Origin of the sequence: Pectobacterium aroidearum, from assembly GCF_041228105.1 — a bacterium.
Lineage (GTDB): Bacteria > Pseudomonadota > Gammaproteobacteria > Enterobacterales > Enterobacteriaceae > Pectobacterium > Pectobacterium aroidearum.
In genome coordinates this window covers 5,071,743-5,086,535 of sequence record NZ_CP166097.1, presented here as the reverse complement: position 1 = coordinate 5,086,535, position 14,793 = coordinate 5,071,743, and the positions used below count along the sequence as shown (strand labels likewise).

12 protein-coding genes are annotated in these 14,793 nt (G+C 51.1%); 7 read left to right on the top strand and 5 right to left on the bottom strand.

The genetic code is table 11. From position 1 onward, the window contains the following. Window positions 1–319: 319 nt before the first annotated feature. The 4 genes from xylF to xylR all read left to right on the top strand — a co-directional run bounded on the left by xylF (window position 320) and on the right by xylR (window position 5,448). Window positions 320–1,315, top strand: coding sequence for a D-xylose ABC transporter substrate-binding protein (gene xylF / locus AB8809_RS22975; RefSeq protein ID WP_181845570.1), 996 nt, complete (start codon window positions 320–322; stop codon window positions 1,313–1,315). Between the two features lie 120 nt (window positions 1,316–1,435). Then, on the top strand, window positions 1,436–2,977 hold the full coding sequence (locus AB8809_RS22970) for a xylose ABC transporter ATP-binding protein (RefSeq protein ID WP_181845532.1): 1,542 nt from the start codon (window positions 1,436–1,438) through the stop codon (window positions 2,975–2,977). Window positions 2,978–3,005: 28 nt separating this feature from the next. Then, window positions 3,006–4,136 (top strand): xylose ABC transporter permease XylH, encoded by a 1,131-nt coding sequence (gene xylH / locus AB8809_RS22965; protein ID WP_220274049.1) that lies wholly within the window; start codon window positions 3,006–3,008, stop codon window positions 4,134–4,136. Between the two features lie 133 nt (window positions 4,137–4,269). Beyond that, window positions 4,270–5,448: a D-xylose utilization transcriptional activator XylR gene (gene xylR / locus AB8809_RS22960; protein WP_015842237.1), complete on the top strand. Its 1,179-nt coding sequence runs from the start codon at window positions 4,270–4,272 to the stop codon at window positions 5,446–5,448. A 71-nt stretch (window positions 5,449–5,519) separates the two neighbouring features. Here the strand turns inward: xylR and AB8809_RS22955 are convergent, their stop codons facing one another. Further along, complete coding sequence (locus tag AB8809_RS22955; RefSeq protein WP_180778800.1) at window positions 5,520–6,095, bottom strand: DJ-1/PfpI family protein; 576 nt, start codon at window positions 6,093–6,095, stop codon at window positions 5,520–5,522. Window positions 6,096–6,506: 411 nt separating this feature from the next. On the opposite strand from AB8809_RS22955, the gene argG reads away from it, so the two are divergent. After that, entirely contained in the window at window positions 6,507–7,853 is a 1,347-nt protein-coding gene (argG, locus tag AB8809_RS22950) for an argininosuccinate synthase (protein WP_015842235.1), read from the top strand. A gap of 268 nt (window positions 7,854–8,121) precedes the next feature. After that, window positions 8,122–8,772, top strand: coding sequence for an acyl-homoserine-lactone synthase CarI (gene carI / locus AB8809_RS22945; RefSeq protein ID WP_015842234.1), 651 nt, complete (start codon window positions 8,122–8,124; stop codon window positions 8,770–8,772). Here carI and AB8809_RS22940 read toward each other — a convergent pair. From AB8809_RS22940 to AB8809_RS22930, 3 genes are all read right to left on the bottom strand, one after another. Beyond that, entirely contained in the window at window positions 8,756–9,484 is a 729-nt protein-coding gene (locus tag AB8809_RS22940; protein ID WP_015842233.1) for a LuxR family transcriptional regulator, read from the bottom strand. The two genes, carI and AB8809_RS22940, sit on opposite strands and share 17 nt — an antisense overlap. Before the next feature lie 351 nt (window positions 9,485–9,835). After that, window positions 9,836–11,026 (bottom strand): pectinesterase PemB, encoded by a 1,191-nt coding sequence (pemB, locus tag AB8809_RS22935; RefSeq protein ID WP_349856878.1) that lies wholly within the window; start codon window positions 11,024–11,026, stop codon window positions 9,836–9,838. Between the two features lie 649 nt (window positions 11,027–11,675). Continuing rightward, window positions 11,676–12,638, bottom strand: a complete 963-nt coding sequence (locus tag AB8809_RS22930; protein WP_349856876.1) for a LysR family transcriptional regulator — start codon at window positions 12,636–12,638, stop codon at window positions 11,676–11,678. Between the two features lie 98 nt (window positions 12,639–12,736). Here AB8809_RS22930 and AB8809_RS22925 point away from each other — a divergent pair, with 98 nt between their 5' ends. Further along, window positions 12,737–14,287, top strand: a complete 1,551-nt coding sequence (locus AB8809_RS22925) for an MFS transporter (protein WP_349856875.1) — start codon at window positions 12,737–12,739, stop codon at window positions 14,285–14,287. Between the two features lie 124 nt (window positions 14,288–14,411). Here AB8809_RS22925 and AB8809_RS22920 read toward each other — a convergent pair whose 3' ends face one another. Beyond that, a complete protein-coding gene (locus AB8809_RS22920; RefSeq protein WP_015842229.1) occupies window positions 14,412–14,753 on the bottom strand; it encodes a GlpM family protein in 342 nt (113 codons plus the stop codon). Window positions 14,754–14,793: the final 40 nt, after the last annotated feature.

Here is a 14,793-nt window from a genome sequence, read left to right as displayed (position 1 = left end):
ATGGGATTAATTTTCGGAGTGGATGAAGGTTTCCTCAATTACGTTATTTCACACTGAAATTCAGAGAATTATTAAATGTGCGCTGCGTCGCAAAAAATAACGGTATTTACTCTGAATACGCTTCGCAAGGTGTAACAAGGTGAAAATGTGACTCGACAATAAAATATGACCCGTATCAAAAAATGGAAATTAAACCAAAAAACATAATTGGAGGATAAAAATCTGTAATTGATGGAGGGATGTTTAGCGACAATACTCATCTGGCTATTGCTATTGGAGTCTTAGGCCCTGCATCTTAAATAAAAAAAGGTACGCTATGATGAAAGTTAAACATTTTTTACTCTCAGCTTGTGCCGTATTCACTTTAGCTTGTCAGCCCGGATTCGCGAAGGACGTTAAAATAGGCATGGCGATTGACGATCTACGTCTTGAACGCTGGCAGAAAGATCGCGATCTTTTTGTTGAGCAAGCCAAAAAGCAGGGTGCTGATGTGTTTGTTCAATCAGCAAACGGCAATGAGGCCACGCAGATTTCTCAAATAGAAAACATGATCAATCGCGGTGTCGATGTCTTGGTTATTATTCCTTATAACGGTCAAGTGCTTGGCAATGTTATTGCGGAAGCAAAACGTGAAGGAATAAAAGTGCTTGCTTATGACCGCATGATTAATAATGCGGATGTGGATTTTTATATTTCATTTGATAATGAAAAGGTTGGTGAGCTACAGGCGAAATATCTCGTCGATAAAGTGCCCGGCGGAAACTATTTCTTAATGGGCGGCTCACCTGTTGATAATAACGCGAAGCTGTTTCGTCAGGGGCAAATGAAAGTGCTCACGCCGCTGATCGAAAATGGGAAAATAAAAGTGGTCGGCGACCAATGGGTTGATGCCTGGTTACCAGAGAATGCGCTGAAAATTATGGAAAATGCGCTAACGGCGAACAGCAATAAGATTGATGCTGTTGTCGCATCGAACGATGCGACGGCGGGCGGGGCGATTCAGGCGCTTGCCGCACAGGGACTGGCTGGGAAAGTCGCCATTTCCGGTCAGGATGCCGATCTGGCCGCAATCAAACGTATTGTGGCAGGCACGCAAACCATGACGGTCTATAAACCGATCAGCAAGCTGGCCAAAGATGCCGCAGATATCGCTGTGGCGCTGGGTTCCGGCAAAACGCCGGAGTCTAATGCTAAATTAAACAATGGGTTGAAAGATATCCCTTCCTTCTTACTGACGCCGATTCCCGTCGATAAATCCAATATCGATTCCACCGTCATTGCCGATGGCTTCCACAAAAAAGCGGACGTGTATTAACGCACGTCGCAGCCACTAGAGTTCAGGATGCAGGAAAGACGTTCATCGAGCCACGACACGAGGTTGTGGCTCGCCACTGTCGCAGACGAGGTCTGAGATACCTGAATCACGGAGGCCTTGATGCCACATCTGTTGGAAATGAAAAACATCACCAAGGCGTTTGGCGCGGTGAAAGCCGTCGATAATGTCAGCCTGACGCTGGAGGCAGGTCAGGTTTTGTCGCTGTGCGGCGAGAATGGCTCGGGGAAATCTACCTTGATGAAGGTGCTGTGTGCCATCTATCCGCATGGCAGCTATGAGGGGCAGATCGTGTTTTCCGGTGACGAACTGCGCGCCAGCCATATTCGCGATACGGAGCAAAAAGGCATTGCGATTATTCATCAGGAACTGGCGCTGGTGAAAGAGATGACGGTGCTGGAGAACCTCTTTTTGGGTAACGAATGGACGCGTTTTGGCGTAATGGATTACGACAATATGTACCTTCGCTGCCAGCGTATGTTGGAGCAGGTCAAGCTGGCCGTCGATCCGAATACCAAAGTGGGTGAGCTTGGATTAGGCCAGCAACAGCTGGTGGAAATTGCCAAGGCTCTGAACAAGCAGGTGCGTCTGTTGGTGCTGGATGAGCCCACTGCGTCATTGACCGAACGTGAAACCGCAATCCTGCTGGAGATCATCCAGGATCTGCGCGATCACGGTATTGCCTGCATCTATATCTCGCACAAGCTCAACGAAGTTAAAGCCATTTCCGATGTGATTTGCGTGATTCGTGATGGGAAACCTATTGGCACGCGCCCTGCGGTCGAGCTGAGCGAAGACCAGATCATTGCCATGATGGTGGGACGGGAACTGACGGAGCTCTATCCCAATGAACCGCATACCATTGGTGAAGAAGTGCTGCGTGTAGAACACCTTACCGCCTGGCACCCAGTTAATCGCCACATTCGCCGGGTGGATGATGTCTCGTTTGCACTGCATCGAGGTGAGATTCTCGGCATTGCCGGACTGGTGGGGTCAGGGCGTACGGAAACGGTGCAATGCCTGTTTGGTGCCTATCACGGTCGTTGGCAGGGCGACATCTTTATTGACGGCGAGCAGGTGACCATCAGCAATTGCCAGCAGGCGATGGCGCAGGGTATTGCGATGGTGCCGGAGGATCGTAAGAAAGATGGCATTGTCCCGGTGATGAGCGTCGCGCAGAACATGACGCTGGCGGCACTCGATCAATTCACTGGGGCATTTTCCATGCTGGACGATGCGCGTGAACAGGACATCATCCGGCAGTCGCTAGCGAATCTGAAGGTGAAAACCTCCAGCCCGGAACTGGCGATCGCCCGGCTTAGCGGCGGAAACCAGCAAAAAGCGGTGCTGGCGAAATGTCTGCTGTTGAAACCCCGAATTCTGATTCTCGATGAACCCACGCGCGGCATTGATATCGGTGCCAAGTATGAAATCTACAAGCTCATTAATGCGCTGGTAAAACAGCATATTGCCGTCATTGTCATCTCTTCTGAGCTGCCCGAAGTGCTGGGGCTGAGTGATCGGGTGTTGGTGATGCATCAGGGGCGTATCAAAGCAGATTTGATCAATCGTGATTTAACCCAGGAACAGGTTATGGAAGCTGCATTGAGGAGTGAACATCGTGCTGAAAACATCGCAGTCTGAACAACAACATGTCGCTGGCTCTGTCTCGATGCTGCAACGGTTGAAAAGCATCAATCTTCAGGTCTACGTGATGATTGCCGCTATCATCGCCATCATGCTCTTTTTCACCTACATGACCGACGGGGCATATCTCAGCGCGCGTAACCTCTCCAACCTGTTAAGGCAAACGGCGATCACCGGCATTCTGGCGGTCGGTATGGTGTTTGTCATTATATCCGCTGAGATCGATCTGTCGGTTGGTTCGATGATGGGGCTATTGGGCGGCGCAGCGGCGATTTTTGATGTCTGGTTTGGCTGGCCTTTACCGTTGACCATCGTTGTGACACTTGCGCTGGGATTGCTGCTTGGCGCGTGGAATGGCTGGTGGGTCGCCTACCGGAAAGTCCCTTCTTTTATCGTGACGCTGGCGGGGATGCTGGCTTTTCGCGGCATTCTGATCGGCATTACCAATGGGACGACGGTTTCCCCGACGAGTGAAGCGATGTCGCAGATTGGGCAGAGCTATCTGCCTTCCGGCATCGGTTTTATGTTCGGTGCTATCGGGCTGATGGTGTTTATTGCCTGGCAGTGGCGTCGGCGCAGCAGCCGTGCGCGATTAGGGTTACCAATAAACCCACCCGCGGGAGATATTGGCCGCCAAACGGTGACGGCACTGGTGGTGCTGGGGGCGATTTATCTGCTGAATGACTATCGTGGTGTGCCAACGCCGGTTCTGGTACTGACGCTGTTGATGCTGGGCGGTATTTTTCTGGCGACGCGAACCGCATTCGGCCGCCGCATTTATGCCGTGGGCGGGAATATCGATGCTGCTCGCTTATCGGGTGTGAATGTCGAGCGCACCAAAATGGCGGTGTTCGCGATTAATGGTCTGATGGTCGCGGTCGCCGGGTTGATTCTCAGCTCGCGATTGGGGGCGGGTTCGCCATCCGCCGGAAACATTGCCGAATTGGATGCGATTGCCGCCTGCGTGATTGGTGGCACTAGTCTGGCGGGCGGTATCGGCAGCGTGGCGGGCGCGGTGATGGGGGCATTTATCATGGCGTCGCTGGATAACGGAATGAGCATGCTGGATGTGCCGACCTTCTGGCAATACGTCGTCAAAGGCGGAATCCTGCTATTGGCGGTGTGGATGGATACCGCAACAAAGCGGCGCGTATGACGTGATGTGGAGGTTGTGGAGGAAATACGTGGCGGCTCGCAATAATCAGCAAATTATTTTGGCCTCTGGGGGCGCTGTGCTATTCAAGGAAGAAGACTTTCAAGGAACTTGCGATTAATGAGTGCCGACTGCCATGTTTGAAAAACGCTATCGCATCACGCTGCTGTTCAACGCCAACAAAGTGTATGACCGTCAGGTGGTTGAAGGAGTTGGCGAATATTTACAGGCTTCTCAGTGTGACTGGGACATCTTCATCGAAGAGGACTTCCGTTGCCGCATTGATAACATCAAAGAGTGGCTGGGAGACGGCGTGATTGCCGATTTTGACGATGGTGAGATCAAGCAACTGCTACAGGATGTGAATGTGCCGCTGGTGGGCGTTGGCGGCTCCTACCATCGCCCCGAGGATTACCCGCCTGTGCATTATATCGCGACAGATAATTATGCACTGGTGGAAAGCGCGTTTATGCACCTCAAAGAGAAAGGGCTGAACCGCTTTGCCTTTTATGGCCTGCCAGTATCGGGCGGGAAAGGCTGGGCACAGGAGCGGGAATACGCTTTTCGACAGCTGGTTGCGGCAGAAAAGTATCAAGGTGTGGTGTATCAGGGAATGGAAACGTCGCCGGATAACTGGCAATACGCGCAAAACCGGCTGGCCGACTGGGTGCAGGGGCTTCCGCCGCAGACGGGGATTATCGCGGTGACCGATTCGCGCGCGCGCCACCTGTTGCAGGTCTGCGAACACCTGAATATTGCCGTACCGGAAAAGCTGTGCGTCATCGGGATCGATAACGAAGATCTGATTCGCTACCTGTCACGCGTCGCGCTCTCGTCGGTGGCGCAGGGTACGCGCCAAATGGGATATCGCGCAGCGAAGTTGCTGCATCAGCTGTTGTTGAACCAGACCGATTTGCCGCTGCAACGTATTTTGGTACCGCCAGTTCGGGTGGTGGAACGTCGCTCAACGGATTATCGCTCTGTGCACGATCCTGCTGTTATTCAAGCCATGCACTTTATCCGCTATCACGCCTGTAAAGGGATTAAGGTCGAGCAGGTGCTGGACGCGGTCGGGATTTCCCGATCGAATCTGGAAAAGCGCTTTAAAGATGAAGTCGGCCAGACGATCCACGGTGTGATTCACGCGGAGAAGCTGGATCGGGCGCGCAACTTGCTGATATCGACCTCACTCTCGATTGGGGAGATCTCGCTAATGTGCGGCTACCCTTCGTTGCCCTATTTTTATGCCGTCTTTAAGAAAGGGTATGACATCACGCCGAAGGAGTACCGTGAGCGTTATGGCGAAGGTTATTAAAAGGATTGGCTCAGGAAGGCGCGGCGGTGCGCGCCTTATCATTGGAGTAGTGAGGAGAGTCTGGTGAACGGTTACGCCGGCACGCGCCAGTAATCGTAATCGATATGCTCAACCTGGAAGTTGGCGTTCTCTTTGTCTCCAGTCAGACGGCTGGCGATGGTAAAGGCAAAATCGAATGTCACGCCTAACCCCTTGCCGCTGATCAGATTGCCGTCTTCCACGACTTTCTCGTCAACATAAACGCCATCGGTCACATCCTGCCATAACTTGCCGGAGCAAACGTAGCGACGGCCTTTTAGCAGGTTGTTACCACCCAGTACGCGTGCGGCCGCAGAGCACAATGGGCAAATCAGTTTTCCCGCCTCGTCATGGCGACGGATAAATTCGACAACCATTGGGTTGGCAGCCAGGTTTACCGTTCCCTGTGGGCCGCCGGGAATGACCACGGCATCAAACAGCGTGTCCTGGTTTCTTTCCAGCAGAGAATCGGCAAACATACGAATATTGTGATAACTGTGCAGTTCCAGTCTGTCATAGCATGACAGCATGGTGACTTCTATCTTCATACGGTGCAGTACATCAATCACCATGATCGCTTCTGCTTCTTCAAACCCAGGGGCCAGCAGAACGGCGACTTTCTTAGACATAGCATCTCCAGCAATATGCAAGGGAAGGTGTTAACCGCAAGAGGATAGCAAAGAAATTCCGACAAAATGAAACGATGTTTTATTAATGTCGAGTGGGTCGCGTAAACGATTTTTGCTACTTAGCCTGAAGCGAAGATAGCGCTATACTTGCTAACTTGGTCGTGAATCGGCCACGAATTTTTTTACACGAAAGCATGACTCTTCTCTTCCTGTCCCGCCAAAAAGATGTTTAAATTATCACTCACTTATTTTGCATAAATATGCATTTGTGAGTGTGTCGATTTTGGTTATCGACCGGCCCGTTTGATGTAGGATGTGCACAGGGCCCAAACGCTCATTAATGCATGGCGTAACATAATGGTGTGGGCTGCGAGGCTTCTATCCATAGATCTTTCGAGCAGGGATATATTTATGACAACGATTCTCAAGCATCTTCCGGTTGGTCAGCGTATTGGTATTGCGTTCTCGGGTGGTCTGGATACCAGCGCCGCGCTGCTTTGGATGCGTCAAAAGGGCGCGGTTCCTTATGCGTATACCGCAAATCTGGGGCAGCCAGATGAGGATGACTACGAGGAAATCCCTCGTCGGGCTATGGAATATGGTGCAGAAAATGCCCGCCTTATCGATTGCCGTAAGCAACTGGTTGCTGAAGGTATCGCTGCGATTCAATGTGGCGCATTCCACAACACGACGGCAGGCGTGACCTATTTCAACACTACGCCGCTGGGCCGTGCCGTTACCGGTACGATGCTGGTTGCTGCGATGAAAGAAGATGGCGTGAACATCTGGGGTGACGGCAGCACCTATAAAGGCAACGATATTGAGCGTTTCTATCGCTACGGCCTGCTGACCAATGCTGAACTGAAGATTTATAAACCGTGGCTGGATACCGATTTCATTGATGAACTGGGTGGCCGTCAGGAGATGTCCGAGTTCATGTCGCAGGCAGGGTTCGGCTATAAAATGTCTGCCGAGAAAGCCTATTCTACCGACTCCAACATTCTGGGTGCGACGCACGAAGCGAAGGATCTGGAATTCCTGAATTCCAGCGTCAAAATCGTTAACCCGATTATGGGCGTGAAGTTCTGGGATGAGAATGTCAAAGTTCCGGCAGAAGAAGTAACCATTCGCTTTGAGCGTGGTCATCCGGTCGCGCTGAACGGCAAGACCTTTGCTGATGATGTCGAACTGATGCTGGAAGCGAACCGTATCGGTGGACGCCACGGTCTGGGGATGAGCGATCAGATCGAAAACCGTATCATTGAAGCGAAAAGCCGTGGCATCTATGAAGCCCCGGGAATGGCGCTGTTGCACATTGCCTATGAGCGTCTGGTTACTGGTATCCACAACGAAGACACCATCGAGCAATACCACGCCAATGGTCGTCAACTGGGTCGCTTCCTGTATCAGGGTCGCTGGTTTGATTCTCAGGCGCTGATGCTGCGTGATGCTTCTCAGCGTTGGATCGCCAGCGCCATCACTGGCGAAGTAACGCTGGAACTGCGTCGTGGCAATGATTACTCCATCATGAATACCGTGTCTGACAATCTGACCTACAAACCAGAGCGTCTGACCATGGAGAAAGGCGACTCGGTCTTTTCGCCGGATGACCGTATCGGTCAGCTGACCATGCGCAATCTGGATATCACGGATACGCGTGAAAAACTGTTTAATTATGTTGAAACGGGCTTGCTCTCTTCCTCCGCTAGCACGGGTCTGCCACAGGTAGGCCAACTGCAGGATAAAACAGAGAAGTAACGTGCAGATTGAGTAATATAAGGATCCGGAATCGTCTCGCGTTTCCGGATTTTTTTTATCTGTTTATCATATATTTATGTTTGGTTTTCTCGCGGCGTTTTTTCATGTATGAACTCTTGCTGACAATGCAGGTTGCATCTGTACAACCGCCGTGGAAAGGGACAAAATACCTATAAATAATCAGCCAGGGTAATAGTCTGAAGGCGAAGGATCTATGAGATGGGGTATCGTTTTTGGGGTTATGTATTAACTTTTCAATGGAGGAAAAATGTTAGAGATATTTGATGTAAATCACGCCTTGCTGTCAGAAACGAAATCAGAAGAGCTATTTACCCTCAGAAAAGAGACGTTTAAAGATCGACTGAATTGGGCTGTGAATTGTACTGATGGAATGGAATTCGATCAGTATGATAATAATAATACGACTTATCTTTTTGGCATAAAAGATAACACGGTTATTTGTAGTCTGAGATTTATCGAAACAAAATACCCTAACATGATTACCGGGACATTTTTCCCTTACTTCAAGGAGATCAATATCCCTGAAGGGAATTATCTGGAATCTAGTCGGTTCTTTGTGGATAAATCACGAGCAAAAGATATCCTCGGCAATGAATATCCAATTAGTTCTATGCTGTTTCTTTCAATGATTAATTACTCAAGGGATAAAGGTTATGATGGAATATATACGATAGTGAGTCACCCTATGCTAACGATATTAAAACGTTCTGGCTGGGGAATCCGCGTTGTCGAGCAAGGTTTATCAGAAAAGCAGGAAAGAGTGTATTTAGTTTTCCTTCCCGTTGATGATGAGAATCAGGAAGCATTGGCGCGTCGTATTAACCGCAGTGGAACATTCATGGGCAACGAACTGAAGCAGTGGCCTCTACGAGTGCCTGCCGCTATTGTACAGGCTTAATGAGTTGTAATTCAACGCCGAGCCTGATGGCATGCTTGGCATTCAGGACACCAAGTTTTTTCACAACGTTGCCGATATGAAATTTTACCGTACTGGTTTTTATGCCGAGAATAATCGCAACTTCCAGATAGGTTTTACCCATACTGGCCCAGTAAAGAATTTCATTTTCTCGTTGAGAGAACATTTCTTTATTATTTAATTGTTTCTTACTTTCAATCATCTCTCTGCAAAGAGAGATGATTTTTTCATATGCATCAATTAACAGCATCTGAAAGGTGTCTTTCTTCTCTTCAATGAATTTTTCAACATTATCTGGATATGAACTGTCTACGATAATAGATAACATAGCCAAATTGTCACCATGATCGTGAAGCACAAAAGTATATCCGTTAATAATATTATATTTTTTAGAGAGATCAAATATCTTGGCCAGTTGCAATCGGGTGTTAATAACGAGACTTTTCTCCCAAGAGAAAGGCGATATCTTATTAAATGAAGCAAGAACAACAGGGTCGATATGCTGGTATTTGTTTTCTTTATAGAGGTTAACCCATTCATCGGGATAACTGGAAATGATGATCATTTGAGAAGGGTTCTTCTTATTGAGAACCATAAAAGAGAATTTTATGCCGTCGTAGCGATCCAGGTTTTTGTTGAAATGCTTTTTAATTACCCTGCTTATTATTTCGCTATCGGTGAATAATGGCGACATCTCATGACCTCAGTCTGAAGAATCAACATCCTTGTAATAGAAAAGTATATACCTACACCTGTACCTAAGTCTAATTGTTATGGGTGAGTGAAAAAACGTACAATTATAAGATAAGTCTGCAGACGTAATTAACATAATTCATATGCATTTAAATTCTGTTGATGATTGGCTAACATCAGGGAATGTTAATTCAGTCGACTTCATCAATAACATCATAAAAATCGGCGATTTTTTTTATCTACAGCCGTGACGCTTTACTGAGCTATCTCATGCTCCATCACATTAGAAAGATTAATCTGATTTCTGCACCTGCAACATTTTTCTTCATGTTGTGCTCGCCTTCGCGCTCTCTCATGCTTCGTTGATATTGTTGTATTCCCACAGCCGGTTGAAATGTACATCGTCGAGATTGCGGGTTGAATCCGCATTACCCGAGAAAGGACGCGCAGTGGTTGCGGCCGCTCCCCACGGCTGTTCTCTGTCATAGCTGGCGTCAATCGTGCTGTCGCGAATCACTAACTGGCCATTTGCCGTCTGACCCGGCTGATATCCCGTTTGCCTTGCACCCTGATCCCAGGCGCGGCCTAATCTGGCCTTTCTTACCCCGCTGAAGCCTTCGTCACCCGTAAAGCGGCACTGCGTTGCCAGAAAACCATATTGAACCCACGGCATGCTGTCAGGCGCAAAGACATGGATATCTTTCGCTCCACGGCTGGAAACCGTATGAAAGTGGACATGCTCGAATACTGCGGTTGCCCGCCCAAAAACGTAGTCGACATCCCCCTCGATGTAGCTGTCTTTAATGTAGGCGCGGCTGTAGCGATCCGTGACGTACTCGTTGCGAAGGTTGCTGGTATTGACGAAAAACGTATCCTGACGGCCGATGAGGCGGACCTTTTCAAGCTGCACCTTATCGCCGTCGGTGCGCAGCGCGACGGCCTGATGCGCGCGGCTATCTACCGAATCCAGCAAGGTATTCACCACCGTCAGGTTCTTCATCTGGAAATTGTCGCTTTGCGACCAGACCACGGCGGCACAAATGGTATCAATCGTTGCGTTCTGCTTTGACGCACAGAGATCGTACATATACCAGGCGGGATCGCCGGGCTGATATTCACCGTGAGGATTCACCGCTTCCCGGTAGGTTGTAGGTGAAAACATCGAATCAAGCGCGAGTTGAATCACCACGTCATTCGGTTGTTCTCCCGCTCCAAATAACGTCAGCGGTGGCGCATCGGCGGGGATGTAGACCGTGCCGGTATAGGTGCCTGGTAGCAATTTAATCGTAATGTGCGACTGACCCTGCGGTGCCCGCAACGCGGCGTTTATCGCCTGTTGAACATGAGTGTGTGTTGCGCCATCTATACCGATCTGTGGCCCGACAACCCACGGTGTAGCCAGTTCGACCGCAATGGGCGTGGGAAGCCAGACGTCAGTATCAGTGCGGTGCGGAGTAAAATAGTGCAGTAGCGTGAAGCGACTCGCTTCCTGTTCGGAAAGAATGGGGCGATGAACCGTGCCGGGGTACGTCGTTTTTATCATGATCTTATCCTGCTGACGGCGCTATCGGCGAGAAAAGGGATGTCATCGTTATATGCGCTTTCGTAAGATGATGGAGGTGTCCTTTCTTGCCAGGTCAATCAGTATGTTTGATGCTGTAGCACTGATGCTATAGGTATCCTCTTTATCTCTGGCATTGTTCACAGATTTTGCCAAACAGAATAAAAGTACTTAGTTCTACTGGTAATATGATTACGCTATTTTTGTATTGAAATAATATTTATCTATCAAATAATTACCACGATTTTTTATTAAGCCTGCATGAATCATTTTTCAGGCCGACTGTGTTCAACGGCACAACGCTTATTTCCTGCATATTTTCGTAAGTCACTTATTAATAAGTCTGTTATTACTACGCTAAAGGTGAGCTGCATGGCTGGAGCATATGCACATCTCGCCGTTGTTAATATTGCGAGTGAAATAGAGCGGCTGGAAGAAGCGAAAGCCCCTAAGGGAGATATCCTCGCATTATTGCGAGAGTGATAGCGTATATCGGAAATTTTTTGTTTCAGCATGACTCCAGCCCGGTAGCAGGTCGAATGGCTGGATCTGGATAAATCTGGCCCACATTGCCGAGTATCTGACCACCTTGCTGCGTGCGGGTGAGGTGCCTGGGTGGTCCAGATAACCGTCAGTCAGCTGATTTGTGGTTTAGCCATGGCGTTGCGTTAAGCTCCGATGCAATCCAGTCGCCAAACGCCCGTGTCTTAGCAGGAACTAATCGTGCGGATGGATGCACCAGATAGATCGTCTCGCTGTTCTCCACGGGATGGTCGGGCAGCACTGGCACCAGCCGACCGCTGCACAGTTCCGGGCCAGCCAGCCAGTCGGACACCATCGCAATGCCGACACCGGAAACGGCGGCTTGTACGAGGCTTTGCGCATCGTCCGTGACCAGCGGGCCTGTGATCCGAATCGCTGCCGTTTTGTCACCATCGCGCAGGTGCCAAAGGGGATGCGAGGCCAGACGAGAGAATCCCAGGCAAGCGTGCTGGCCAAGATCGGCAGGCCGGGAAGGCATACCGCGTGCTTGCAAATACGTGGGCGATGCGCAGAGCATACGCCGCGATGGCGCGAGCCGACGTGCTACCAGCCTGCTGTCGGTCAATGTTCCGATGCGGATGGCCACATCGAAAGACTCTGCCACCAAATCGACATAGCGATCCTCAAAAGCGGTTTCCACGACCAGATCAGGATAGGCAGCCAGGAACGCCGGAAGAATCGGTGCGATCCACATTCGGCCAAAGGTCGCAGGCAAGGCGATGCGCAGCGTGCCGCGAACGCTGGCCGCTGCCGCTGTGGTGTCCTGCTCGATCGCCTGCAAAACATTCAAGGCACCACGCATGCGCTGGTGGAAGGCTTCACCCGCTTCCGTCAATGCCAGCCGTCGCGTGGTGCGCTCCATGAGCCGTACTCCCAGACGCTTTTCCAATGCCGTGACGCGCCGCGAGAGAATGGAGCCATCGCGTCCTAACGCCTGACCCGCGGCGGTGAATCCGCCATGCTCGACGGCGGCCAGGAAAGCCGCGATCTGTTCGAATTCGGTGCCGTTCATCTTTGCATTATTTGCATCATTCATTTGCGATAAAGCCATATTATCAATTTCTGATGAATTAATTAACCTATAGAACAATCGTCAAGCCCTCGATTTTATGCGCATCCGGCGCGGACGGAGGGCGCATCGGAGTTGTTATGGAGAAGACACGTTCGGCGGTCGCGGTTGACGACCGATACAAGGTACTTGCGGCGATCTGCGTCTCCGCGATCATCATCCCTTTGGTATTCACTGGCCCGGCGATTTCTACGCCAGCGGTCGGGCGCGACCTGGGCGGAGACCAGTCCACCTTGAGCTGGATCGTCAACGCCTACGCTATCGCATTCGGCGGTTGCGTCATGGCGGCGGGTGCCATCGGTGACCAGATCGGCCGCAAGCGATGCTTCGTCGTGGGACTCTGGATCTTCGTCATCACGTCGTTACTGATCGGCCTGACCCCGAACTTGCTGCTGCTCAACCTGCTGCGCGCCGCCGAAGGTGTCGGCGGTGCTCTGGTGCTGACTTCGGCCACTTCGTTGCTGGCACAGGAGTTCGAGGGCGCAGAACGTACTCAGGCTTTCAGCTTTCTTGGTACCGCATTTGGCGTCGGTCTTGCGTTCGGGCCAATGGCCTCGGGATTCCTGATCGAGCATTTGGGTTGGCGTTCGCTCTACTTCGCCATCGCGTTGATTGCGTTCTTGATCCTGCTCTTGGGGACACGGCGGATCAGAGAGTCCCGTGACCCGGAGGCGCAAGGTATTGACTGGCTGGGCACCGTACTGTTCACGGCCGCGCTGGTGTCGTTGACGTTCGGCATCGTGCGGGGGCCGCAAGATGGCTGGGTGAGCCTGCGCGTGTTGCTGTTGCTGGGTGGTGCTGTCCTGCTGCTTGGTGTCTTCGTCACCGTGGAACTGCGGCGTCCGTGTCCCATGCTGGAGCTGTCCCTTTTCCGCTATCCGCGCTTCATTGGGGTGCAACTGCTGCCAGTGGCAACGGGTTTCAGCTTCATCGCCCTGATCGTTTATGTGCCGATCTGGTTCATCGCCATCCAGGGGCGGGATGCGTTCACGGCTGGTCTGGCGATCCTGCCGCTGACTGCGCCGATGCTGGTGGTGCCGTTGCTGGCCGGACGGATGGCCCAGCGTGTCTCGCCCGGCCTACTGTCGGGGATCGGCTTCCTTCTCTCCGCGCTCGGTGCTTGGCTGTTGATGCGCTTGTCGCCTGATGGAAGCCTATGGTCAATGGCGATTCCCATGCTGCTGGTCGGCATCGGCAATGGTCTGCCGTGGGGGTTGATGGATGCTTTATCGGTGAGCGTGGTTCCCAAGGCACGCGCAGGGATGGCCGCCGGCATCTTCACCACCATGCGCGTAGCAGGAGAAGCTATCGCCATTGCGGCCATCGGTGCCGTATTAGTTGGCTTAACGGCGGCGAATTTACGTACGGCAGCAGAGGTAGGGGCGATTTCGCTACCGGAAGGTGCTACGGCGATTGCCAGCCAGATCGGAGCCAGCGGTGGGCACGGTACTTTTATCGGTAGCGGCGGCGCGATGGACGGGGCTGTCATTGAACTTGCTCATCGCGCTTACACATCAGCTTTCCACAGCATCTTTGGCGTGCTGGCCGTACTCTCGATCCTGACTGCCATAGTCTGCATTGTGACACTACGACAGTCAGCCGATCGGCAAGATACAGACTTGGAGTCTTGAGCTGCTCAGTTCAGGAACCACTCAGCCACCATAGGAAGCCGTTTCATATAGATTTCCGGCCATCAGGCTGTTCTCGTTTATCGCCTGATGCCGGCCCTTCTTTGCCTGCTCGCTGTTTTTACACTTAATTCCCCTGATACCACGTCCAGACCTTGATCAGCAGTGCCGCTGACACACTCCAGCACACGACCGCGGCGAGCAGCGCCTGTGGCAACTTCATCCACGCGGTAAAGTAATAAAGTGAGATGAGATAAACCAGATAAGGAATAACGGACCAAATGCCAAACAGGATGGTGGCGCGTAGCGCCTCCAGCCCGCGCTCGGTGCCAACGATATAATGGGCAATCAGCGCGAATGTGGGAAATAGCGGCACCAACCCGGCAATATAATAGTTTCGACTTTTCGCCAGTACGCTGATGAGCAATACGATCAACGCGCCAATAACCGATTTGATAAACAATGACATAAGTATAACTTCTGGCTTAATTAAGCATCGTGAATGCACA